The sequence below is a fragment of the Streptomyces sp. NPDC014623 genome (assembly GCF_043088245.1).
Taxonomy (GTDB): domain Bacteria; phylum Actinomycetota; class Actinomycetes; order Streptomycetales; family Streptomycetaceae; genus Streptomyces.
Genome location: NZ_JBIBZU010000033.1, coordinates 1 through 22398, shown reverse-complemented (window position 1 = coordinate 22398; position 22398 = coordinate 1). Strand labels below are relative to the sequence as shown.

Below are 22398 nucleotides of genomic sequence, written 5' to 3'. Positions count from 1 at the left end.
CCCGCGCGTGGGCGCCCCCCGATCCGCAGGACACCAGCAGCTCACCGGGCTGCCCTCGATGTCGCCTCCCGATCCGGCCGACGCCGCCCGGCCGGGCGCTCGCACGGTTGAGCCCCGCAGCCGAGACTCTTGAGGAGCAGCATGGCTTCCGACCGCACTCAGCCCTCTGCCGTCACGAACGCCGCAGGTGTGCTGCGCCACGGGAAACTGTGGATCGCCCCCGGCGTGCTCACCGGGTTGCTCGCGCTGCTGCTGTCCTTGCTGTACATGGGCGGTGTTCTCACGCCGGAAAGCAGCCTGCACCGGCTGCCGATCGCCCTGGTGAACCAGGACACCGGCATGCCACTGCCGGGGTCGCGGAAGAATCTGGGCACCGAAGTGAGCGATGAGATCATCGCTTCCACATCGGACAACGATGTGCAGTGGCACCGCCTCAGCCACGGATCCGCACAGGACCAACTAGCCTCCGGGAAGGTCTACGGCGCCCTGGTCATTCCCCGCGACTTCACCTCAGCGGTGCGCTCGCTGGCCGGCACACACGCCAGTCGGCCCACCCTGACAGTGCTCACCAATCCCGGCCTGGGAAGCCTCGGATCGTCGATGGCCGGCAAGATCAGCGAGCAGGCCGCGCACCAGGCGTCATCGGCCATCGGCAAACAACTGTCGGCCTCGCCGGAATTCGTGCGGGCGCCGTCCGCCACGCGTCTACTGCTCGCCGACCCGGTCGCAGTCGACACCCGTGTGGGCCATCCGATCGGGTCGCACAGCGGGCTGGGACTCAGCGCCTTCTACTACGTGCTGCTGCTAGTGCTGACAGGCTTCCTCGGCGGCAACATCATCCACAGCTCCGCCGACACCGCTCTTGGCTACACAGACGCGGAGATCGGCCCCTGGCACTCACGCAGGCCCACTGTCCCGATCAACCGAACGCAGACGCTGCTGCTCAAAATGGGCATGACCGCCGGGCTGTGCGTCCCCATCACCGCACTGGTCATGATCGCCTGCATCATCATCCTGGGTATGGACGCGCCCCACCTCTTCATGCTGGCGCTGTTCTCCTACTGCTCCTGCCTGGCGGTGGGCCTCGGGGTGCAGGCGATCAACGCGGCGTTCGGCAACATCGGCCAGCTCGTGTCGATGTTCGTCTTCATCGCCTTGGCGCTGCCGTCCTCAGGGGCCACCATCCCGCTCGAGGCGGTGCCGGGCTTCTACCGCTTCCTCGCCCTCTTCGAGCCGATGCACCAGCTCGCCTCCGGCATCAGGGCGATCCTGTACTTCGACGCTCGTGCCGATGCCGGGCTCACCCGGGGATGGATCATGATCGGCGTCGGAATCATCGGCGCCATCGTCTTCGGTTTCCTCGTGACCCGGTACTACGACCGCAGAGGTCTGCGTCGTATGGTGCCCCAACCGGGCTAAAGGCGGCTTCCCGAGGGCGGGGGCCACCTTTCGTGAACCCGCCGCCTGGAACAGGCCCAATGGCGCTGTCATGTTGTCGGGTGTGTGCGTGCCTGACGGTGTGCCGGGGCGTGGTGGGGTCGGGTTCCGGCTTTCGTGCTCAGGCCGCGGTAGGCAGGGTGGTGGCGCCGGTGATCTGGCCCCGGACGGCAAAGCGGACGGTCATCTCGGCTCGGTGATCGGAGGCGGTCATCAGGTGGCGGCGGGGCCGGAAGTGGGGTGAGATGCCGCTGATCGCGGACAGGAGCCGCTGGGCTCCGCCGACGGAGCGGAAGCCTTTCATGGCGCGTTCGCGTTGTCTTGTCGGCTGGTGGCTGTTCTGGGCCCGGTTGTTCAGGCCCTTGCGGGCCCGGTGCTCGACGGGAGCATGACCTCGCGGTGGGCCGCGCCGCAGGAACGGAGCTTGCCGGTAATGACCGCCCGCGGCACCGGACACGTCTTCTTCAGCAGTTTACGGAAGAACCGCCTGGCCGCAGTGGTGTCCCGCCGGTTCTGGACCAGGATGTCGAGCACGTTGCCGTCCTGGCCGACGGCCCGCCACAGGTACTTCTGCTCCCCGTTGACCTTCACGAAGACCTCGTCCAAGTGCCACTTGTCCCCGGCCCGGGGCCACCTCCGGCGCAGGCCGTCGGCATGGACCTGCCCGAACTTCGCACACCAGCGGCGGACGGTCCCGTGGGAGACGATGACGCCGCGCTCGAGCATCAGCTCCTCGAGCTCGCGGAAGCTGAGCGGGAAGCGGAAGTACAGCCACACGCAGTGGGAGATGATCTCGGCCGGGTACCGGCGCCCCCTGTATGACGGCGGTGCGCTCTCCACAAACGACCTCTCCCGGCGTGACCAACCAGAAAATCCTCCCTCCGGTCAACCAACGTGACAATGTCCCCGTGCCGCCTCGTCCGCGGTCCTCAGGTGCACTCGCCGTGTGCCGTCGGTGAGACGTCCGGCCTTCTCCACGGCCAGGCCGTCCAGGTCGGGCAGCAACGTCGTCTCGCTGTCCAAAACCCGTGTGTCCAAGTGATCTGGCTGCGTGGAGAACAGCCGTGCTCGCCCAGGACCACGAGCTTCCTTCACCCAGGGGGACCAATCCGCCCGGCCTCACCGACGGTGACGGCCCGACAGGCGCGTGACCGCCCAACCCGTTTGACTTCGAAGACCCGGATAACGGCCCCGTCACCCGAAGAGCGGCGTGCCGATTGCCCAGGGGCCGACATGCGCCGTCTTTACACAGCCGGCGCTTCCGCTCTGGCGGGCTTCGAGATGGGCACTCCGGTCGGTGGGCGCCTCGGCGCCACTGCTGAGCGGTGATGATGCGCAGCCCGATCATGGGGGCAAGGACAGCGGGCGGCAGGCCCTGGGCGAGCTGGACCAACACGGTGGTGCGGGCCGGCCGGATGGGGATGTCCAAACTTGCCTGGCGCCTGGTGGGCCACCGCTCCCCCATGATCGCGGTGTGCTCGCTGTAGCCCCTTTCCCCGCCTACGCTGCCACAACCCCACCCCTGTGCCCCAGTCCCAGGAGGGGTGGGGTTGCCGGTCGCCGGACTTCGGAAGCTGGGGTGTCAGGTGGGTGGTTTGTGGGCGACGGCGACGATTGCCGCGCGCGGTATCTCGGCGATGAAGGCGTCCTGGGAGCGGTAGACGACCGGCGCCGGTGTGAAGTCGGTCTTCTCGGGCAGGGCCGCCAGGTACGTTTCGTGCTGGAAGTACTGCTCCAGGAGTCGCCAGCGGGCGTCGGTTCCGCCCAAGGTGGCGAAGTACGCGCCGACTCCGTACATGTCGGCCACGTACGCGCACATACGGCGGCACGCCTCTTCCCGGGTGGTGCCGCGGACGACGAGGGGGTCGTACAGGTCGACGACGCGGGCCGGTGTGCCCGCCTCGGCGAAGAGTTCGGTCAGGAGACCGCGGGAGAAGTGGCGGTAGTCATGGCCGGCTGTGGTGTGGGGGTGGACGATGTCGGTGAAGAACCGTGCCATGGGGCTGGTGTCGTCGAAGTCGTGCAGGACCACGTGGCCGCCGTCCTTGACGACGCGCAGGGCCTCGGTGACGGCGTCGAGCCTCTCCTGCGGCGCGATGTGGTGGGTCCCGTAGGCGAGCAGCGCCGCGTCCATGGTGCCATCGGCGAGGAAGAGGTGGTCCGCGGCTTGCCGGATGGCGGCCAGTCCCTGGGCGAGGGCTCGTTCGACCATGTCCCCCGAGAGGTCGCCCGTGAGGATGTGGACGCGGTCGCGCAGGTCGGGGGCGTTGTCGTGGACGGCGCGGGCGATGGTTCCGTCCCCGCCCAAAACGTCGAGGACGGTGCGGGAGGCGGCCGTGTCGGGCGTCGCGCGGGAGGGAGCGGCCAGTTCGAGCAGTTGTCGCATTCCCTTCCAGCGGACGGAGGAGTCCTGCTGGGCCCTGCGGTAGGAGTCGCCACGTCCGGTGTCGTCGGAATCGAATTCCGTGGTCGTCGCGGCCAGCGCTCTGAGCGCTTTGTCGGCGCCTGGGCGTCCGAAATCCACGGATGATTTCAGGACCGGGTGGGCCGGAACCGTGTCGCGCAGATAATCTTCGAGGGTCAGGGACGGTAAGTAGGTTTCCGTTCCCGCCGGTGCATCCGCCTGCATTTCCACCAATCCGGTCAGTCGATAAATCTCATCGTGGACGACTGGTCGTTCCGTATGCAGGGTTTTCACCCTCCGCAACCCATGAGCGGCCCGTTATTCCGTCGGTCGGCACCGGGGTGCGCGCCGGGCGGAGTTCGGGGGCACCGGCTCTCGGCCAGTCCGGTCCGCAGTTTCACCGTCGCACCCTTTCAGGGCACCGATCCCGCGTCAAGAGTGCTCACGCGGGGGGTGCGGCTCCCTCGGGGCGGGTCGTGCCGGCCGTCCCTGCCGGTGGTACGAACTCCGGGGAAAGGGGAGGGGCTTCAGCAGGGATTCGGCCACCGAGATTCATGCCCAGCGGGCAGGGGGAGCGGGCATGGGATTTCGGAGGGCTGAAGCCACCCATATCGAAGGAAGACCGTCGGCGAGTCGGGGCTGGCCGCACGCCGGACCGGCTGCGGGGTGGTTACCTCGTGTCGTGAGGCGTGAGTGTTGTTTATTCCTCGCCTCTGATTCAGACGGACATTCCCTGAAATTCCCCTTCCGTCAGCTCCGGTCGATGAATCCCCTCTCCCCCGTCACCTTCCGGCGGCGAGTCCGCCGCGCCCCGTCGGCGGAGAGGCGAGGGAGGGGGTGGTTTCCGGGGATGGTCGGCGGGGTCCGTCGTGGGGGTGGTCGCAGGCGGGAGGAAGGAGTCGTCCGGCGGTTCCCTGGTAGGTTGGCATCCCTTCGCCCTTCTCCACGTCCGTACCGGTCGGCCGCGTATGCGCCCGGTGAAACCGGGAAGTTGTTTCCCTGTCCCATTCGGTGAGTTCTCGGAAGAAGGACGCGGGAATCCCAGGGGCGCCGCCGGGAGGGCTCCACGAGCGAGGAGAGGCGGAACGGAGCTGCCATGTCATGGATGAACGATGTACTGACAGCGGTGTCGGATATGAGTCCGGTCGTCAGATTAGCCCTGGCCTCCGCGTTCGCGTTCGCGGAATCCGGCCTCGGGGCCGGCATGGTCGTCCCCGGTGAAGTGGCGGTCCTGGCCCTGAGCGCCGGAACGGAGGGGACACGCCCGCTGCTGGTCCTCTTCCTTGTCGTCACGATCAGCAGCTCGGCCGGCGACCACATCGGCTACTTCCTCGGCATCCGCTACGGGCAGCGCATGCGGGAGACGCGCCTGGTACGCCGGATCGGGCAGCACCATTGGGACCGCGCGCAGGACCTCTGCCACCGGTACGGGGCGAGCGCCGTCTTCCTGACCCGGCTCCTGCCCGTGGTGCGCACCCTCACCCCCGCGACCGCCGGAGTCGGCTCCGTACGCTACCTCCGCTTCCTGCCCGCCTCTCTCGCCGGAGCCGCGATGTGGTCCGCGCTCTACGTGTCTGCGGGCACGCTGGTCTCGGCCTCCCTGCGCGAGGCCGAGGCCCTGCTCTCCACCATCCTCTGGGCCCTGCTGGGCGTAGCGGCCGCCCTCACGCTCGCGACCGTGTGGTGGCGGCGCAGGCACCGCCGCCGCAGCTCTTGACCGTGCGTCGCATCGTCCGATGCCGCTCGCCCGGGATGACACGATCCGTCGGCGAGTCGTCACGTCACTCGTCGGGGGGCCGACGGACACCGCGCGCGGCGAGGACCATCATCGTCGCCATCAGGCCCAGGGCCGCGCACAGCGCTGCGGGCACCTCGCTTCCGACCTGCCCTCCCAGGGCAAGGCTCCGCGACGCCTCCACCGCGTAACTCACCGGATTGACGGTGGCGACGGCCGCCAGCCAGCCGGGCAGCACGCTGACCGGTACGAACGCGCTGGAAGCGAACATCAGCGGGAAGTTGACGAAGAATCCGATACTGGAGAGCACCTCCACCTTCCGCAGCCACGCAGCGAGCGCGATGAAGATCCAGATCAAAGACCAGATCACCACCGTGGACAGGGACAGCGCCGCCACCAGCCCTCCCACTCCTCCCCCGGCCCGGTATCCGAACAGCAGATGGCCCGCGACGACCAGAACCGCCAACTGCATTCCCGAGCGCGTCAGATCGGCGATCGAACGCGCCACCAGCACCAGCGGCAGCGACAACGGCAGGACGCGGAAGCGGCGTACCATCCCGCCCTCCATGTCCCGCACCAGACCCACCCCCGCGGACTGCGAGGTACCGATCCCGGTAGTGACGAGGAGAGCAGGCAGCAAGAACTCTATGTAGGACACCCCGCGCGGCAGGATCGAGCGGTCCGCGAGGCTGCCGAAGACCTGACTGATCAGCAGCAGCATCACCACCGGTTGCGCCACGCTGAACAGCACCACCCTGCGGTCCGCGTAGACCAGGCGGATCTGGCGTGCTGTGAGGACCCGAAGTTGCGCTGCCCTGCCCGCCGGTCTCCAGCGCGGGAGCCGCTCTTCCGTCGCGGGCTCGGCCGAGGGCGCCATCGTCCCAGGTACGTTCACGGGGTCTCCGGGGTGTCGCCGGTGCGCCGTTCGGCCTCCGGGAGGGTGATCCGGTGGGCTGTACGCGCCGGAACGGGGGCAGGAGGGCGGCCGAGGGCACCCGTCGCCGGGGCGGGGGCATCGGGGGCCGTGGCGGTGAAAGCGAGGTAGACGTCGTCCAGGGAGGGCTCCGCGTAGCGGATCTCGGTCACGTTCTGTCCCACGGCGTCCAGCACCCGGATCACCACGGCCAAATCCGCCGAATCCCCCGCCGGCACGGTCAGCTCACCGCGTCCGTCGTCCACGCCCGACGGGAAGCCGGCCCGGCGCAGAGCCTCGGCGGCCACGGTCCTGTCGCCCTGCGGTCCGACCCGCAGCGAGATGGAACCACTACCGGCCCGTGCCTTGAGCTCCACCGCCGTACCCGACACCAGGACCCGGCCCGCCCCCAGGACAGTGATCCGGTCAGCGAGACGGTCGGCCTCCTCCAGGTACTGCGTCGTCAACAGAACCGCCGTACCATCCCGCGCGATCCCCTGCACCATCTCCCACAAGCCGAGACGGCTGGGCAGGTCCAACCCCACAGACGGCTCGTCCAAGAACAGGACGTCAGGACAGCCGACCAGCCCCAGCGCCAGATCCAACCGGCGACGCATCCCGCCCGAATACGACACCGCCCTGCGCCCCGCGGCGGCACGGAGGCCGAACACCTCCAGCAACTCGCCCGCCCGGCCGACCGCCTGCGCCTTGGAGGCTCCGCACAGCCGGGCCACCAGAACGAGGTTGTCGTAACCGGAGAGCTCCTCGTCGAGCGCGGCGAACTGCCCGGTGACCCCGATGCGCCGACGCACCTCATCGGGGCGGCCGACCACGTCGAAGCCGGCGACCGAGGCGGTGCCCGAGGTGGGAGGTGTGAGGGTGGACAGGACGTTGACGAGGGTGGTCTTGCCCGCCCCGTTGTGGCCCAGAAGGCCCATGACCTCCCCGCGCGCCACCGCCAGGTCCACGCCGTCGAGGGCCTGGACCGCGCCGAAGCGCTTGTACAGGCCGGTGGCGTGGATCACTTGGTCCGCCGCCATCAGCTCAGCACGCGCCCGTGGTGCGCGCGCGCAGCGCGGGACCGCCGGTGGTCCAGGTGGACGAAGGTGCGCTGGAGCCAGCGGTCCTGGCCGTCGTAGCGCGGGACGAAGGCCGTACGCCCGTGCAGGGCGACGCGGTTGTCCACGTACACCAGGTCGGCCGGGTCCAGGACCAGTTCCTCGGAGACGGTGCGGACGGCGTCCGCCAGGGCCTCCATGGCCTGCCTGCCCCATGGGTCGCTCGTGTGGGTGGCGTGGAAGTCGACGCGGATGTCCGGGTCCTCCGCGTCACCGGTGAGCACGGCGTGCGGCTTGGTCCCGCTGTCCGGCCGTCCGAAGGAAGGGGGCGGCTCGGTGGTGAACAGGGGCCGCCGCAGCGTTTCGCGTGTCCCGGCCTCCAGGTGGTCCATCGCGGCGCGGACGGAGGCGACCCGCAGTCCTGCGGCCCGGTCGTGGTCGCTGCGGACGCAGAACAGGCCGACGTAGTCGGGGCGGTGGGGGTGGAAGGCGTTCTCGGTGTGCATCTCCAGCGGGACGGAGCCGGCGTTGGACTGCTGGCCTTCCCGGCCGGGCACGGGCACCACGTTTTGCACGAGCGCGCCCTGCTTCTCGTTGCGGTAGGCGATGACGTCGCCCAGTTCCATGGACAGGGCACACAGCACGGAGGCGCTCAGCGTCGCCCTGCGCTCCACGGAGTCGGCCTCCTGCGGAGTGGCCGGCACACTGTCGGCGGCGGGGAGGTTGCGCAGGAGCAGTCTGCCGGTGGAGCCGGGGTCGTGGCGGAAGGCGCGGACCCGGTCCTGGAGGCGGGCGGGCAGATGGCAGGAGAGGGTGCGGCACCGGTCGAGCCATTCCCTTTCGTCCACGAGGCCGGGTGGCGTGCGCGTCAACTCCTGGGCCAGGGCCGCCACGTCGCCGCGTTCGGCTTCGGACAGTGTGAAGGTGTTCTCGGGTTTCATGCTGTTTCTCCGGGGGCTGGGGAACCGTTCGGTTCGGATCTGCGGTGGGCGGCCGGGCGGGGGCGTGCCTCAGCCGCGGCACGGTTCCGCGACAGCGAACACGCTGTGGCGGTCGCTGCCCGCGTACCGGTCCTCCTGCTCGGTCAGGACGCTGAACCCGCGCCGCTCCAGCCCGTCGGCCACCGCTCGCAGCCGGCCGGCGGTGCTGCCGCCGGGGCTGTCGTGCACCTCCATGGCGATCTGGCGGACCAGTGGCCAGTGCCGGTCCGCCAGACCTCGCAGCACCTCCTGCTCACCGCGCTGAACGTCGATCTTCAGCAGGTCGATCCGGTCCACGGGGTGCTCGTCGAGGACGGCGGAGAGCGGACGGAGCCGGCAGGTCACCTTCTCCTCCCTGAACCGGAAGGCGAGGAGTTCGTCCAGCATCCGCTCGGCCTCAGGCAGGTGGTCGGTCCGCACCTGCCCCCGGACGAAAGCCCGTTCCGCCTCGGTGTCCGCCAGGGTGCTGCGCGTGGACATGGTCGAGTAGCCCGGATAATGGGTGAACTCGACCTCCTGTTCCGCCTCGGCGAGACCGTAGGGATGGACGAGCCCCGCCACCGCGTGGCGCTCCCGGTTGCGGCGCAGGATGTCGTACACCGGGGGGACCGGTTCGAAGGAGTGGACCGTGGCACCGGGTCTCTCGGAGCGTACGAAGAGGGTGAACATGCCTATGTTGGCCCCGACGTCGAAGACCACGGGGGCCTCGGGCAGGTGCAGGGCCTCGGGCAGGTAGGCGCGGCGGGTGAAGATCTCGTCGTAGAGGAACTCGGTCTCGTGCTTGTTGAGGCCTTCCACGTCGGCGAGGGCGATGGTCATCGGCGACCTTCCTGTGGGGTACGCGGCGGCTGTCCGCGGCGGTGGGAGCGGCCCTGGCCCGACATGGCGACCAGGATGCGGCGGTCGCCGGTGAAGGGCCTGCGGCCGTGGGCCGCCTGGACGTTGTCGACGAGCATGAGGTCACCGGGCCGCCAGTCGTTGTCCACGGCGTGCTCCAGTCCGCGGTCACGCACCTGGCGTGCGTGCTCGGCCGGTATCGGGGAGCCGTCCGCGAAGGCGACCGACTGGGGCAGTTCCTCCGGGGGCAGCATCTCCGTCAGCGCGGCGGCGGCCTCGTCGCCGAGCGTGGCAGGGTGCCACTGGTCGCTCTGGTTGAACCACAGCCGCTCGCCCGTGGTGGGGTGCTCGATCGTCGCGGGCCGCACGTGGCTGACGCGCAGTCCGTTGCGGGCGTTCCACTGCCAGGTGGCCCCGGTGCGGGAGAGGTACTCCTCGACCTCCGAGCGGTCCTCCGTCTCGAAGGTGTCCTGCCAGCTCTTGCCGAACCCGCGTCCCCCGTGGAGGTTCTGGGTGTAGCGCAGGCCGCCCGCGAAGGCGTCGCGGACGTCCTGGTCCAGTGCCCGGTACCAGGCGGCGTTGTCCACCACCGGTGTCGCGCCGCCGCTGTCCGCCGCCCGCTCGCAGTAGAAGAGCAGCCGGGCCGGCCACTGCGCGGCGTACGACATCTCGCTGTGCATCGAGATGGTGAACTCCGCCGGGTACTCCGTGGAGGTGTACACGTTGTGGCCGACCTTGGTGCGCGGGGAGTTGCCGAAGACGTATGGCAGACGGTCGGGGAGCAGGAGCGGCATGATCTTCTCCAGCTCCCGCGGGCCCACTCCGAAGCCGCTCAGGACCAGCACTTTGTGGGCGGCCAGGAGTTCGTCGGTGCGCGCGGAGTCCTGGAGGAAGCCGGCCAGGGCATCGGCGGTGGCGGGCAGCGCGTGGCTCTCCGGACTGATCGCGGCGGGCCGCCAGGAGGTGGTCGGTTCCATGGAGGGGCTCTTTCATGCGTCGAGGAATTGGGTGATGAGCCGGTTGACCCAGTCGGGCTGTTCGAGGTAGCCGTAGTGGCCGCAGTCGGGCACCACGTGGTAGTCGGCTTCGGGCAGGGCGTCGGCGATCTCCTTGGCCAGGTGCGCCGGCGCCACGATGTCGTCGGCGAAGGCGATCACCCGGCAGGGGGCGGTGATCCGGGTCAGGTCCTCCCCGTGGTCGCCGGCGGCGCTGATCTCGCGCTGGGTGCGGGCACCGGGGCCCGAGGCCGCCGCCAGCTCGAAGAGGTCGAGCCAGTCGGTGATCCGCTCGTCGTCCGCGAGCGTCCGGGGCGAGAGGTTCTGCATGGCCCGCACCACCGCCCGGTAGCGGGGCGGGACCGTGACGCCGCTGTCGGCGAGATCGATCTCGGCGGCGTTCACGGCGGCCCTCATCCGGTCCGCGCGGGCTCGCGGCGCCATGAGGACACACCGGGAAACCAGATCGGGGCGGATACGGGCCACCTCACACGCGACCCTGGCCCCCAGGGACGTCCCCACGACCGCGCACGGGCCAAGACCGAGGTGCTCGATCAGGCCGATGGTGTCGGCGGCCATGTCCTGAAGAGTGAAACCGGGGCCCCCGCCACTGGGGGCGATGCCCCGGTTGGTGAACGTGACGGCCTCGAAGCCCGCGACGACCAGCGCGGGCACCTGGTGCAGGTGCCAGCCCGTTCCGGCGGCGCCGCTCCCCATGATCAGGAGGACGGGGGGACCACTGCCGGTGCGTTCGTGATCCAGGTCGATCCCGTTGATCCGTGCCAGCATCCAGGCTTCCTCGCAGTTCGTCGGCGGTCTCCAGGACCGGGGCCGGGTCGGTGAACGGGTGCGGAGGGCGCGGGCGGGCGGGTCCCTGCACCGGGCCGCCCGCCCGCGCCCCCGAGGTCAACGGGCCGCGCCCGCGGACTTCTCGTGGGCCTCCATGGCCTCGATGAGGCTCTGGGGGCGCATGTCGGTCCAGTTCGCCTCGATGTAGTCCAGGCACTCCTGGCGCGGGCGCTCGCGCACCACGGCCCGCCAGCCCTCGGGGATCTCGACGAAGTGGGGCCACAGCGAGTGCTGGTTCTCGTCGTTGACCAGGACGTGGAAGACGCCCTCGGCGTCGTCGAAGGGGTTGGTCATCGTCATCCCTCTCGTTTCTCCGTGGTGGCTCCCCGCAGGGAGTCCAGCCGGTGGGTCAGGACGCGGCCGGCTTCGGCGACCGACGTCGGTTCGGTGAGCATGGACATATGGGAGGCGTCCAGCCGGTGCACCTCGACGCCTCCTTCGGTGTGCGGCTCCCACGCCGCCGGATCGAGGCTGCGGGTGCGTTCCGCGGTCATCAGGACGATTCCGCACCGGACACGGCCGGGGGTGAAGGAGCGCATGAGCCGGACGTTGTTGACGTAGACGTCCTTGGCCGCCGTCAGTTCGGCGTCGTCGAGGTGGCCGAGCGAGCTGTCCACCCGGCGCAGATGGGCGCGGAACCGCTCCAGCGGGAAGCGCCCCGCGCGCTGGTCGTCCTCCCCCCACGCGAACCCCGACTCCCGCAGGTTGGCCGCCACGATCTCGGCCTCGGACCCCTCGGCCCGTCCGCCGGGGTCCCCGGTGCGGTGGGGAGGATAGGCGTCCAGCATGGCGAGCAGGTCCACCCGCTGCCCGTCGCGCTCCAGCAAGCCCGCCGCGGTGTGGGCCACGTGGGCCCCCAGCGACCAGCCGAGCAGCCGGTAGGGGCCGTGGGGGCGGACGCGGCGGATCAGCCGGACGTAGTCCTCGGCCATCTCCTCGACGCTCCCCGGCAGACCGGCACCGTCCGCGGGCGTGCGGGCCTGCAGCGCGTGGAGGGGGACGTCGGTGGGGAGCCACGGCAGGAGACTCGCGTACGCCCATCCCAGGCCGACGGCCGGGTGGACGCAGAACAAGGGCGGCCGGCCGCCCCGGCCCCGCAGGGTGAGCAGGGGCGCCGGGGCGCGGCGCTCGGTGCCCCGGCCGATGTGCGCGGCCAGGGCGGCCGGGGTCGGCGCCTCGAACAGGTCCCGTGCGGCCAGGGGCACGCCCAGGCGCTCACGGACCCTGGCGACCAGCCGGACTGCGAGCAGCGAGTGCCCCCCGTTCTCGAAGAATCCGTCGTCGGCGCCGAGCGACGTGCGCTCCAGGACCTCGGCGAACACCTCGCACAGGGCGGCCTCGCGTTCGTCGCGCGGCGGCCGCCCGGCCTCCTCGGCGAACGGTTCCGGCGCGGGCAGGGCGTCCCGGTCGAGCTTGCCGTTGGCGGTGGTCGGCAGGGCGTCCAGCACCAGGAAGGCGGCGGGCACCATGTAGGGCGGGAGGAGGGCGGTCAGGTGCGCGCGGAGTCGGGTCGCGGTGGGGCGGGGCGGGCCGTCGACCGGTACCGCGTAGGCCACCAGCGCGCGTCCACCCGGTCCGTCCTCCCGCAGGACGACCGCCGCCTCCCGCACGGCGGGATGCTCGGTGAGCCGGGCCCGGATCTCACCGGGCTCGACGCGGAAGCCGCGCAGCTTGATCTGCTCGTCGGTGCGGCCCATGTGGTGGACGCGGCCCTCCCGGTCCCGGCGCGCCAGGTCGCCGGTGCGGTACATCCGCTCCCCCGGCTCTCCGAACGGGCAGCCGACGTACCGGCTCGCGGTGAGCGCCGGACGGCCGCCGTAGCCGCGTGCCAGTGACGCGCCGGCCAGGTACAGCTCGCCCGTCACGCCGGGCGGGACGGGACGCAGCCGGTCGTCGAGCACGTAGGCCCTGGTGTTGGGCACGGGGGTGCCGATGGCGGGCGGCGGGCCGCCGGGCTGCAGGGACTCGCTGGTCAGGGTGACCGCGGTGGTCTCGGTGGGGCCGTAGATGTCGAGCATGCGACGGCCGGGGGCCCAGCGGTCCACGAGGGGGGCGGTGACCGCCTCGCCGCCGACGACGAGGCAGCGCAGGCCCTCCAGCCCTTCGGAGGGGAGGCCGCTCAGCACCGCCGGGGGGATGAAGGCGTGGCTGATGCGGTGCTCGGCCAGCATGTCGGCGAGCGGTTGCCCGGCGAGGAGGGGCCCGTCGGGCAGGACGAGGGTCCCTCCGGTGGCGAGGGCCATGAGCAGTTCCAGTACGGCGCCGTCGAAGGACGGCGAGGCGAGTTGCAGCACGCGGCTGCCGGGCTCCACCGGATACCGCTCACGCTGCGCCGTGGCCAGTGACAGCAGGCCGCGGTGTTCGGTCACCACGCCCTTGGGGCGGCCCGTGGAGCCAGAGGTGTAGACGACGTACGCGGCGTTGCCGGCGGTGAGGGGGGCGTTGCGGTCGCCGTCGGCGAGGTCGGTGGCCTGCTCCCGGGCCGGTTCGTCGTCGGGGACGAGGACCGGGACGCCGGCGATCTCCTCGCGTCCCGCCGCGTACGGGTCGTCCGCCAGGACCAGGGTGCAGGCGCTGTCGCGCAGCATGAAGGCGATGCGCTGTTCGGGGTGGCCGGGGTCCACCGGTACAGCGGCGGCGCCGGCCTTGACGATGGCCAACAGGGCGGTGATCTGCCCGAGGGAGCGCGGCATCAGCAGGGCGACGCGGTGTTCGGGGCGGATGCCGCGCCGCACCAGCAGTCTGGCCAACCGGTTGGCACGAGCGTTGAGCTCAGCGTACGTCAGGTGGTGGCCGGCGTGTTCGAGGGCTGTGGCGCGCGGGGTGCGGGCGACCTGCTCCTCGAACATCCGCGGCAGTGTCGCGACCAGGCCCGCGCGCCGGGTGGCGTTCCATTCGGTGACCACCGTGTGCCGCTCGTCGGCCGCGAGGAGTTCTCGTGCACCGATGGCGGCGGCCGGCTCCGCCGCCCAGATCGCCAGCATCCGGCCGAAGCGGTCGAGGAGGCTCTGCGCGGTCTCCCGGTCGAAGAGGTCGGCGTTGTATTCGAGAGCGGTCTCGATGCCCGTGGGCCGCCCGTCCTCCCCGTGGCTCTCCAGGAAGGTGAACATCAGGTCGAACTTCGAGCGGGCGGTCTCCACTTGGTGCGGTGTGACGGAGAGTCCGGGGGGGCGGCCGCCCTGGCGGCCCACCTGCTCCTCGGTGTTGTTGCAGGACAGGGCGACCTGGAAGAGGGGGTGCCGGCCGAGGGATCGGGTCGGGCTCAGCCGCTCCACCAGCTGCTCGAAGGGCAGGTCCTGGTGGGCGTAGGCGGCCAGCGCGGTTTCGCGGACCCGGCCGACGAGTTCGGTGAACGTGGGGTCACCGGAGGTGTCGGTCCGCAGGACCAGGGTGCTGACGAAGAACCCGACCAGCTCCTCCACCGCTTCGTCGGTGCGCCCGGCGACCGGGGCGCCGATGGGGATGTCCTCCCCGGCGCCCATCCGGGTGAGGAAAGCGGCGACGGCGGCCTGGACGACCATGAACACGCTGGCCCGGCAGGTTCTGGCCAGGTCGGCCACGACGGAGTGGACCGTCGCCGGGAGCGTCAGCCATACCTGGCCTCCGGTGCGGGTCGGGCGGGCCGGGCGCGGCCGGTCGGCGGGCAGCCGCAGCTCCTGGGGAAGCCCCGACAACTGCTTCTCCCAGTAATCCAGTTGGACAGCGGCGGGGCTGGCGGGATCTGCGGGGTCGCCGAGGTAGCGCCGTTGCCACAGGGCGTAGTCCGCGTACTGCACCGGCAGCGGTCGCCATTGGGGCGCCCGGCCCGCGCGGCGCGCGGTGTAGGCGGTGAACAGGTCGCGCAGGAGCCGCCTGCCCGACCAGCCGTCGCTGGCGATGTGGTGGAGCACCAGCACGAGGACCCGGCTGTGCGGACCGCTCTCCAGCAGCCAGGCGCGCATCGGCGGTTCGGACTCCAGGTCGAAACGGTGGGCCGCCAGCCCGGCGAGGGTGCGGTCGGCCTCCTGGTCGGCGACCGGGAGGACGGTGAGGACCCCGGCCGCCCGTCGGGCCGGGAGCACCTTCTGGTAGGGGCCCTCGGTGCCCTCGGGGAAGACGGTGCGCAGCGTCTCGTGCCGTTCGGTCACGTCGTACAGCGCGGCCTGCAGCGCCGGGACGTCGAGGTCACCGTCGAGCCGCAGGGCCCGGTGGATGTTGTACGTGGCGTCGGGGCCGGTGAGCCGGTGCATGATCCACAGCCGCTGCTGGGCGTAGGAGAGCGGAACGTGTTCAGGTCGCCGCGCGGGCGTCACCGGCGGGCGTCTGCCGTCGTGGGAGTCCAGCAGTGCGGACAGGGAACGCACCGTGGGGTGTTCGAAGAGGCGGCGCACCGGCATCTCCGTGTCCAGGGCCGCCCGCACCCGGCTGGCCAGCCGGGTGGCCAGCAGGGAGTGCCCGCCCAGGGCGAAGAAGTCATCGTCGATGGAGACCTGCGGGCGCCGCAGCACGTCGGCGAAGATGCCGCACAGGATCTCCTCGCGGGGAGAGCGGGGCGCTCCCCCGGCCGGGGCGCCGACTACGGAGGGCTCCGGCAGCGCGGCCCTGTCGATCTTGCCGTGGGACGTGACGGGCAGCGCGGGCAGCTCCACCAGGTGCGCGGGGACCATGTAGGGCGGCAGGGTCCGGCGCAGATGCTCCAGGATCTGCTCGGTGGGGAGCGGGGGCGCGGAGGGCGGCGTGCTCTGCGCTCCTTCCGGTTCGGTGGGGACGGCGTAGGCGACCAGCCGGGCGTCACCGGGCGTGTCCTCCCGCAGCACCACCGCGGCGCGGCGGACCGCGGGGTGGGCCGCCAGCGCCGCCTCCACCTCGCCGGGCTCCACCCGGAAGCCGCGCAGGCTGATCTGGTCGTCCACCCTGCCCAGGTACTCCAGCAGGCCATCCTCGTTCCAGCGGACGAGGTCGCCGGTTCGGTACATCCGCTCCCCGGCGGCGTAGGGGCAGGCGACGAAGCGCTCGGCGGTCCTGCCCGGATCGCGGAGGTAGCCGCGGGCCAGGCCGGCGCCGGCGACGTACAGCTCGCCCGGAACGCCGACCGGCACCGGGGCGAGGCCGGGGCCCAGGACGAACAGGCGGGTGTTCCACAGCGGCCGTCCGATGGGGACCGGCCCGTCGCCTACCGGGTCACGGGGGGCGATGCGGTGCTCGGAGCAGTTCACGGTCGTCTCGGTGGGCCCGTAGACGTTGTAGACGGTGACGTCCGGGTGGTCGGCGCGCCAGCGCCGCAGGTGGCGGCCGGTGAGCTGTTCGCCGCCGAAGGTGATCGCCCCGGTCGGGCTGACCTCGCCCGGCAGCCCTTCGAGGACGGGCAGGTGGCTGGGGGTCACCTTCACGAAGTCCGGGGACGCCTCGCCGGGACGCAGGACCGGTTCGTCGTCCAGGGAGGCGAGGCGCACGGTGCCGCCGCTGATCAGCGGGACGTACAGGGCGCCGACGGTGAGGTCGAAGGAGACCGGCGAGTGCACCAGGGAGCGTCCGTCGGACGGGTACTGGTCCGAGCCGCGCAGCAGGTAGCCGACGAGGGAGCGGTGGGTGGCGACCACGCCCTTGGGGCGGCCGGTGGACCCGGAGGTGTAGATGGCGTAGGCGGCGTTCTGGGGGTCCACGGGTGCGGGAAGTTCACTCGCGTCCAGCGGGCCGCCGGGCAAACCCTGGAGGGCGGCGGCGGTGCTCGGCCCGTCCAGGACCAGCAGCGGGAGCCCGGCCGGCAGCCGGTCGGCCAGGTCGGCGGTGGTGACGGTGAGGACGGGGTCGGCCTCCCGCAGCAGCCGGGCCACCCGGTCGGCCGGGTGGTCGGGGTCCACCGGGACGTAGGCGGCTCCGGTCTGCCACACGGCGAGCGCGGTTTCGACCAGTTCGGGCGAGCGCGGCAGCACGAGAGCGACGAACCGCTCGGCCCGCGCCCCGTGCTCCGCCAGCAGGCGGGCCAGCCGGCCGGAGCGGTCGGCGAGCCGGGCGTAGTCGATGGAGCGCTCGGCCGTCTCCACGGCGATCCGGCCGGGGGTGCGGGTGGCCTGCCGGAGGAACAGCTCGATGGCGGTGGTGTCCTCGACCTCGCGCGCGGTGTCGTTGAACTTCTCCGATACCAGAGCGCGTTCGGTGTCATCGAGGACGTCGAACCTGCCCAGCGGCAGGTCCGGGGCGGCGAGGAAGGCGTCGACGAGCCGCAGCAGGCGGTCGCGCAGGGCGGCCGCCAGGCGCGGCGTGACCGCGCTGGGCCGGTGGCCGAGGCGGAAGCGCATCGGTGGCCCGGGGGAGGCCAGAAGGCCGAGCGGGTAGTGCATGGCGTCGCGCATCCTGGAGGCCACCACGCGTACGCGTCCCGGCGTGTCGGCGGAAGGGCCGGAGGGCTCGTCGGCGGGGCCGTCCGGGTAGTTCTCGAACGCCATCACGGAATCGAACAGCTCGCCCCGGCCGGCCAGGCGCTGGATGTCGGCCAGCCGTAGGTGCTGATGGTCAAGGAGCGCGCTCTGCTCACGCTGCAGCCGCCGCAGGAAACCCATCAGGGGTTCGTCGACGGGCATCCGGGCCCGCAGCGGGACCGTGTTGGCGAACAGGCCGATCATGGACTCGACGCCGTCCAGCTCCGGCGGACGTCCGGAGACGACCACCCCGTACACCACGTCCTGACTGCCTGTGGTGCGGGCCAGGGTCAGGGCCCACAGCCCCTGCACGACCGTGTTGAGCGTGAGGCCGGCGCCTCGCGCGGCCGCGGTCAGACCGGCGGAGGCGGTCTGCGACAGCGCGAAGTCGAGCCACCTCGGCGCCTCCGCGGCCCGGTCGGCCCGCGGGACGACGAGGGTGGGGGCCTCCAGACCTGCCAGAGCCCCGCGCCAGGCATCCCGCGCGGCCCCGCGATCGCGGTCCCCCAGCCAGGCGAGGTAGTCCCGGTAGCGGCGCACCGGCGGCAGGGCGGAGGCATCGCCCCCGGTGCGGTAGAGCAGCATGAGCTCGCGCAGCAGCATCGGCATCGACCAACCGTCCAGAAGGATGTGGTGGTTGGTGAGAGCGAAACGGTGGCGGTCGTGTGCCGTACGCAGCAGCAGGAACCGCACCAGCGGCGGCTTGGAGGGCCGGAAACGGCGCCAGCGGTGCTCCTCCAGGCGTCGGGCCGCCTCCGCGTCCGGGTCGTCGGCCGCGCGCAGGTCGGCCTCCTCCCAGGGAAGTTCGACCTCTCGGGGGACGAACTGCACCGGGTCCTTCAGGGCGCGGGTCGCGAAGCCGGCCCGCAGGTTGTCGTGGCGGCGGAGCAGGGCCCCGGCCGCCGCGCGCAGCGCCGGAACGTCCAGCGGTCCGCGCAGCTCCACCTCGGTCTGAACGGTGTAGACGTCGACGGCCTCGTCCCCGACGTATTCGCTGTGGAAGAGGAGGCCCTCCTGCAGCGGGGAGAGGGGCAGGACGTCCTGTAGGGATCCGCGCATCAGCCGGCCTTCCACTCTGCTTCGAGCTGGTCGAGTTCGGCGTCGGAGAGTTCGACCAGGGGGGCCGGGTCCGACAGGGGCGGGGGGACGGCCGGGGGCGGTTCGGCGGACGCGAGCTCCTCCAGCTCGCGGAACCAGAGTCCGGCCAGTTCGCGGACGTCCCGCTCCCGGTGGAGCCGGCCGGCCCAGGACCAGGTGGCGATCAGACGCGGGCCCTCGGGCCCCTCGACGGCGACCGCGGTGACCTCGATCTCGTGGGCCAGGGGGAGCCCGGCGGGCTGGCCGGCGAGCCCGCTGCCCACCGGCGACCAGTCCGGGGTCCGGTCGGCCGCGTCCCGGTCACCGCCCGAACCGCCGAACCGGCCCAGGTAGTTGAAGCCGAAGCGCGGTGCGGGCAGGGAGGCGAGCCGTTGTCGTGTGCGGGGGTTGAGGTAGCGCAGGAGGCCGTAGCCGAGACCGGCGTCGGGCGCCCGGTCCAGGATCGCGCCCAGCGCCCGCAGCGCGCCGGTCCGGTCGTCGTCGGGCCCGGCGGCGGGCACTCGGACCGGGTGGGCGGCGGTGAACCAGCCGACCGTGCGGGAGAGGTCCGCTCCGGGGACGACGTCCTCCTCGCGGCCGTGGCCTTCCAGGTCCACCGTGACGCCGTCCGCGGCCTCCGCCGGGCGCCAGCGCCGTACGGCGGCGGCGAACGTCCCGAGCAGGACTTCGCTCACCCCGACGCCGAGCGCGGCAGGCACCGGGCCGAGCACGGCGCGGGTGGCGGCGGCCGGGAGGGTCAGGGAAAGGGCCTCCTCGGTGCTCCGGTCGTCGAGGGCGGGGTCGAGGCGGCCGGTCTCCCAGGGCCGCGCCGACTGCTCCTCCCAGTGGGCGCACCGCTCGGCGCGGCGCGGGTCGGCGGCCAGCTCCGCCAGGTGCCGAGCCCAGACCCGCAGCGGGGTGCCCACCGGGTCGAGGCGGGGTTTCCGGCCCTCGGCGAGGGCCTGCCACGCGCTGCCGAGGTCGGCGGTGAGGACGCGCCAGGAGACTCCGTCCACGACGAGGTGGTGGGCGACGAGCGCGAGGTGTCCCGGCTCCCGGGGCCCCCGGTCGAACCAGACGGCACGCAGGACGGAGCCCTTCCGCGGGGCGAGCCGGTCACGGGCCGCGGCGCAGTGCGTCCGCACCAGCCGGTCCAGCTCCCCCTGCTCGGCGCCCGCCGCTTCCACCCGCTCCAGTACGGTGGCCGCGTCCACCGCGCCCGCCTCGGCGATCTCCATCCGCCAGTGACCGTCCTCCGGTTCGGCCCGCATCCGCAGCGCGTCGTGGTGGTCCAGCAGCGTCTGGAGGGCGCCGGTCACGACGGCCACGTCGGCCTCGGCGGGGACGCGCAGCAGCACGGACTGGTTGTACCCCTCGACCGCGCCGCCCAGCTCGGCCAGCCAGGAGCTGATCGGCGTCGGCGCCACCGGCCCGGTCCCGCGGCCGCCGAGCACCTCGGCCGCCGGGCCGCCGGGGCGCGAGCGGGCGGCGAGTGCGGCGGGCGTGCGCTGTTCGAAGACGTCGCGGACGGTCATCCGGCCGCCCGCCGCGCGCACCCGGCCGACGAGCTGGATGGAGCCGATGCTGTCGCCGCCGAGGGTGAAGAAGTCGTCGTCGACCCCGACCTCCACGAGCCCCAGCACCTCGCGGAACGCCTCGCACAGCACGCCTTCCCACGCGCCGCGCGGCGGCCTGCTCTCGTGCGGGGCGTCGGCGGGCACCGGCGGCTCGGGCAGCGCCCGGTGGTCGAGCTTGCCTCCCGGAGCCAGCGGCAGGGCGTCCAGCCGGACGAACGCGGCGGGGACCATGTACCGGGGCAGCCAGGACGCGAGCGCCTGCCGGAGAGCATCCGGGTCGAACCGCTCCGGCGGGACCGCGACGTAGGCGAGGAGGCGTTCGCCGCGCAGGACGACGGCGGCCTGGCCGATCTCCGGGCGGTCGAGCAGGGCGGTCTCGATCTCGCCCGTTTCGACGCGGAAACCGCGCACCTTCACCTGGCCGTCGCGGCGGCCGAGGTACTCCAGTTGGCCGTCGGTCCGCCAGCGGACGAGGTCGCCGGTGCGGTACATCCGCTCCCCCGGCTCCCCGAAGGGGCAGGCCACGAACCGCTCGGCGGTCAGCCCCGGCCGGCCCAGATAGCCCCGGGCCACCCCGACGCCGCTGACGTACAGCTCGCCGGGGACGTTGGCGGGCGCCGGGCGCAGGCGTTCGTCCAGGACGAACAGTCGGTGTCCCGCCAGGGGGCGTCCGATCGGCACGGTGCCGGGGGGCAGTGCGTCGCCCGGTTCCAGGACGAAGTCCGCGCAGCTCACGGTGGCTTCGGTGGGACCGTAGTCGTTGTAGACGCGCATGTCCGGGTGCGCCCGGCGCAGCCGGGCAAGACGGGCCGCAGTCAGTTGCTCGCCCCCGACGACCAGGTCGGCCGCGGGAGCCGCCCAGGAGGCGATCGTGTCCAGGAAGGCGAGGTGGGAGGGGGTGACCTTGAGCAGGTCGGGGCGGGCTGGGGCGTCCTGCTCCGGAGCGTCGAGGTCCGCCACCACGATGCAGCCGCCGGCGATCAACGGGGTGAACAGGGTGGTCACCGTGAGGTCGAAGGCCGGGGAGCCGTGCAGCAGCGCGGTTCCGGCGGCTCCCCGGTACCGGGCGGCCGAGCGGACCAGGAAGGCGGCGAGGGAGCGCTGTTCGACCACGACGCCCTTGGGTGTGCCGGTGGACCCTGAGGTGTAGACGACATAGGCCGGGTCGTGGCTCGCGGCCGGTGCGCGGCGGTCGGCGTCGGTGCAGTCGCCGCCGTCGAGCCCGGCGAGCGCCGCCTCGGTGGCCGGGGCGTCGAGGCGGACCACGGGGCCGGCCCCGGCCGGGAGGGCGTCCTGTGTCCCAGTGAGGGCGAGGACGAGCACCGGGTGGGCGTCCTCCAGCATGTGGGCGATCCGCTCGGCGGGCAGCTCGGTGTCCAGGGGGACGTAGGCGGCCCCGGCCTTCTGGACGGCTACCAGGGCGGTGATCAGCTCGGGGCCGCGCGGCAGCAGGACGGCGACGGTGTCCTCGGGGCCCGCTCCACCAGCGGCGAGGAGCCGGGCCAGCCGGTTGGCCCGGTCGTTCAGCTCGGCGTAGGAGACCTCCCGGTCGCCGTAGCGGACGGCGGGGGCGTGCGGCGTGCGGGCGGCCTGCGCCTCGAACAGGTCCGGGAAGCGGGCGTCGTCCGCGGGCGCGGCGACCGGTCCGGGATCGGGCTCGCTCCACGCTCCCTCCAGGAGCGCGCGTTCGCCCGGCAGCAGTATGTCGATCTCGTCGAGCGGGGCGCCGGGCGCGGCCACCACGGCCTCGAGGACCCGGCCGAACCGCTCCACCAGGCGCTCGGCGGTGCCGCGGTCGAACAAGTCGGTGCTGTACTCCAGCACCCCGCGCAGTCCGGCGGGGCCGCCGTCGTGGGCGCGGGTCTCGGTGAGCGCGAAGGTGAGGTCGAACTTGGACGTGGTGACGCCGAGCCGCTGCCCGCTCACGGTCAGCCCGTCCAGTTCCGGTGCGGCTTCGCGTGCTCGGGCCGTCTCGGCCGTGTCGTAGTTCAGCGAGACCTGGAAGAGCGGGTGGCGGACCAGTGAGCGTTCCGGATCGCGGAGTTCCACCAGGCGTTCGAAGGGGAGGTCCTGGTGCGCGTAGGCTCCCAGGTCGGTGGCCCGCACGCGCTCCAGCAACTCCCCGAAGCCCGGGTCGC

The 22398-nt window shown here is 72.3% G+C and carries 13 protein-coding genes and 1 pseudogene; 3 read left to right on the top strand and 11 right to left on the bottom strand.

Translation table 11 applies throughout. The features are described from left to right. Positions 1 to 141 precede the first annotated feature (141 nt). Positions 142 to 1419: a YhgE/Pip domain-containing protein gene (locus ACF1FZ_RS33070; RefSeq protein ID WP_391777074.1), complete on the top strand. Its 1278-nt coding sequence runs from the start codon at positions 142 to 144 to the stop codon at positions 1417 to 1419. A 139-nt stretch (positions 1420 to 1558) separates the two neighbouring features. Here the strand turns inward: ACF1FZ_RS33070 and ACF1FZ_RS33065 are convergent. Continuing rightward, positions 1559 to 2277: pseudogene (locus tag ACF1FZ_RS33065) on the bottom strand (IS6 family transposase). A gap of 506 nt (positions 2278 to 2783) precedes the next feature. Between ACF1FZ_RS33065 and ACF1FZ_RS33060 the strand changes: the two are divergent. Then, entirely contained in the window at positions 2784 to 2924 is a 141-nt protein-coding gene (locus tag ACF1FZ_RS33060) for a hypothetical protein (protein ID WP_391777073.1), read from the top strand. A 95-nt stretch (positions 2925 to 3019) separates the two neighbouring features. On the opposite strand, the gene ACF1FZ_RS33055 is transcribed toward ACF1FZ_RS33060, so the two are convergent. After that, positions 3020 to 3961 (bottom strand): class I SAM-dependent methyltransferase, encoded by a 942-nt coding sequence (locus ACF1FZ_RS33055; protein ID WP_391777072.1) that lies wholly within the window; start codon positions 3959 to 3961, stop codon positions 3020 to 3022. A gap of 985 nt (positions 3962 to 4946) precedes the next feature. On the opposite strand from ACF1FZ_RS33055, the gene ACF1FZ_RS33050 reads away from it, so the two are divergent. Then, positions 4947 to 5558 carry a DedA family protein gene (locus ACF1FZ_RS33050; RefSeq protein WP_391777071.1) on the top strand — a complete coding sequence of 204 codons (612 nt, stop codon included), beginning with the start codon at positions 4947 to 4949 and terminating at the stop codon, positions 5556 to 5558. 64 nt (positions 5559 to 5622) lie between these two features. Here ACF1FZ_RS33050 and ACF1FZ_RS33045 read toward each other — a convergent pair whose 3' ends face one another. The 9 genes from ACF1FZ_RS33045 to ACF1FZ_RS33005 form a co-directional block, all read right to left on the bottom strand. Then, on the bottom strand, positions 5623 to 6471 hold the full coding sequence (locus tag ACF1FZ_RS33045) for an ABC transporter permease (protein ID WP_391777070.1): 849 nt from the start codon (positions 6469 to 6471) through the stop codon (positions 5623 to 5625). After that, complete coding sequence (locus tag ACF1FZ_RS33040; RefSeq protein ID WP_391777069.1) at positions 6468 to 7529, bottom strand: ATP-binding cassette domain-containing protein; 1062 nt, start codon at positions 7527 to 7529, stop codon at positions 6468 to 6470. The genes ACF1FZ_RS33045 and ACF1FZ_RS33040 overlap by 4 nt, the downstream gene beginning before the upstream one ends. Continuing rightward, positions 7529 to 8488: a TauD/TfdA family dioxygenase gene (locus tag ACF1FZ_RS33035; protein ID WP_391777068.1), complete on the bottom strand. Its 960-nt coding sequence runs from the start codon at positions 8486 to 8488 to the stop codon at positions 7529 to 7531. The genes ACF1FZ_RS33040 and ACF1FZ_RS33035 overlap by 1 nt, the downstream gene beginning before the upstream one ends. A gap of 69 nt (positions 8489 to 8557) precedes the next feature. Next, positions 8558 to 9346, bottom strand: a complete 789-nt coding sequence (locus ACF1FZ_RS33030; RefSeq protein WP_391777067.1) for an FkbM family methyltransferase — start codon at positions 9344 to 9346, stop codon at positions 8558 to 8560. Further along, a complete protein-coding gene (locus tag ACF1FZ_RS33025) occupies positions 9343 to 10341 on the bottom strand; it encodes a TauD/TfdA family dioxygenase (RefSeq protein ID WP_391777066.1) in 999 nt (332 codons plus the stop codon). The genes ACF1FZ_RS33030 and ACF1FZ_RS33025 overlap by 4 nt, the downstream gene beginning before the upstream one ends. A 12-nt stretch (positions 10342 to 10353) precedes the next feature. Beyond that, positions 10354 to 11148, bottom strand: a complete 795-nt coding sequence (locus tag ACF1FZ_RS33020; RefSeq protein WP_391777065.1) for an alpha/beta fold hydrolase — start codon at positions 11146 to 11148, stop codon at positions 10354 to 10356. A gap of 117 nt (positions 11149 to 11265) precedes the next feature. Continuing rightward, a complete protein-coding gene (locus tag ACF1FZ_RS33015; protein WP_391777086.1) occupies positions 11266 to 11502 on the bottom strand; it encodes an MbtH family protein in 237 nt (78 codons plus the stop codon). Between the two features lie 2 nt (positions 11503 to 11504). Further along, the gene (locus ACF1FZ_RS33010) at positions 11505 to 18665 is read right to left on the bottom strand and encodes an amino acid adenylation domain-containing protein (protein ID WP_391777064.1); all 7161 of its coding nucleotides are present in this window, start codon (positions 18663 to 18665) and stop codon (positions 11505 to 11507) included. Beyond that, on the bottom strand, positions 18665 to 22398 hold a 3734-nt coding region (locus tag ACF1FZ_RS33005), incomplete at its 5' end, for an amino acid adenylation domain-containing protein (RefSeq protein ID WP_391777063.1). The genes ACF1FZ_RS33005 and ACF1FZ_RS33010, both read right to left, overlap by 1 nt.

Coding starts and splice junctions, on each gene's coding strand:
- ACF1FZ_RS33070 (WP_391777074.1), top strand. CDS start 142: ATGGCTTCCGACCGCACTCAGCCCTCTGCCGTCACGAACGCCGCAGGT.
- ACF1FZ_RS33060 (WP_391777073.1), top strand. CDS start 2,784: ATGGGGGCAAGGACAGCGGGCGGCAGGCCCTGGGCGAGCTGGACCAAC.
- ACF1FZ_RS33050 (WP_391777071.1), top strand. CDS start 4,947: ATGAACGATGTACTGACAGCGGTGTCGGATATGAGTCCGGTCGTCAGA.
- ACF1FZ_RS33040 (WP_391777069.1), bottom strand. CDS start 7,529: ATGGCGGCGGACCAAGTGATCCACGCCACCGGCCTGTACAAGCGCTTC.
- ACF1FZ_RS33035 (WP_391777068.1), bottom strand. CDS start 8,488: ATGAAACCCGAGAACACCTTCACACTGTCCGAAGCCGAACGCGGCGAC.
- ACF1FZ_RS33030 (WP_391777067.1), bottom strand. CDS start 9,346: ATGACCATCGCCCTCGCCGACGTGGAAGGCCTCAACAAGCACGAGACC.
- ACF1FZ_RS33025 (WP_391777066.1), bottom strand. CDS start 10,341: ATGGAACCGACCACCTCCTGGCGGCCCGCCGCGATCAGTCCGGAGAGC.
- ACF1FZ_RS33020 (WP_391777065.1), bottom strand. CDS start 11,148: ATGCTGGCACGGATCAACGGGATCGACCTGGATCACGAACGCACCGGC.
- ACF1FZ_RS33015 (WP_391777086.1), bottom strand. CDS start 11,502: ATGACCAACCCCTTCGACGACGCCGAGGGCGTCTTCCACGTCCTGGTC.
- ACF1FZ_RS33010 (WP_391777064.1), bottom strand. CDS start 18,665: ATGCGCGGATCCCTACAGGACGTCCTGCCCCTCTCCCCGCTGCAGGAG.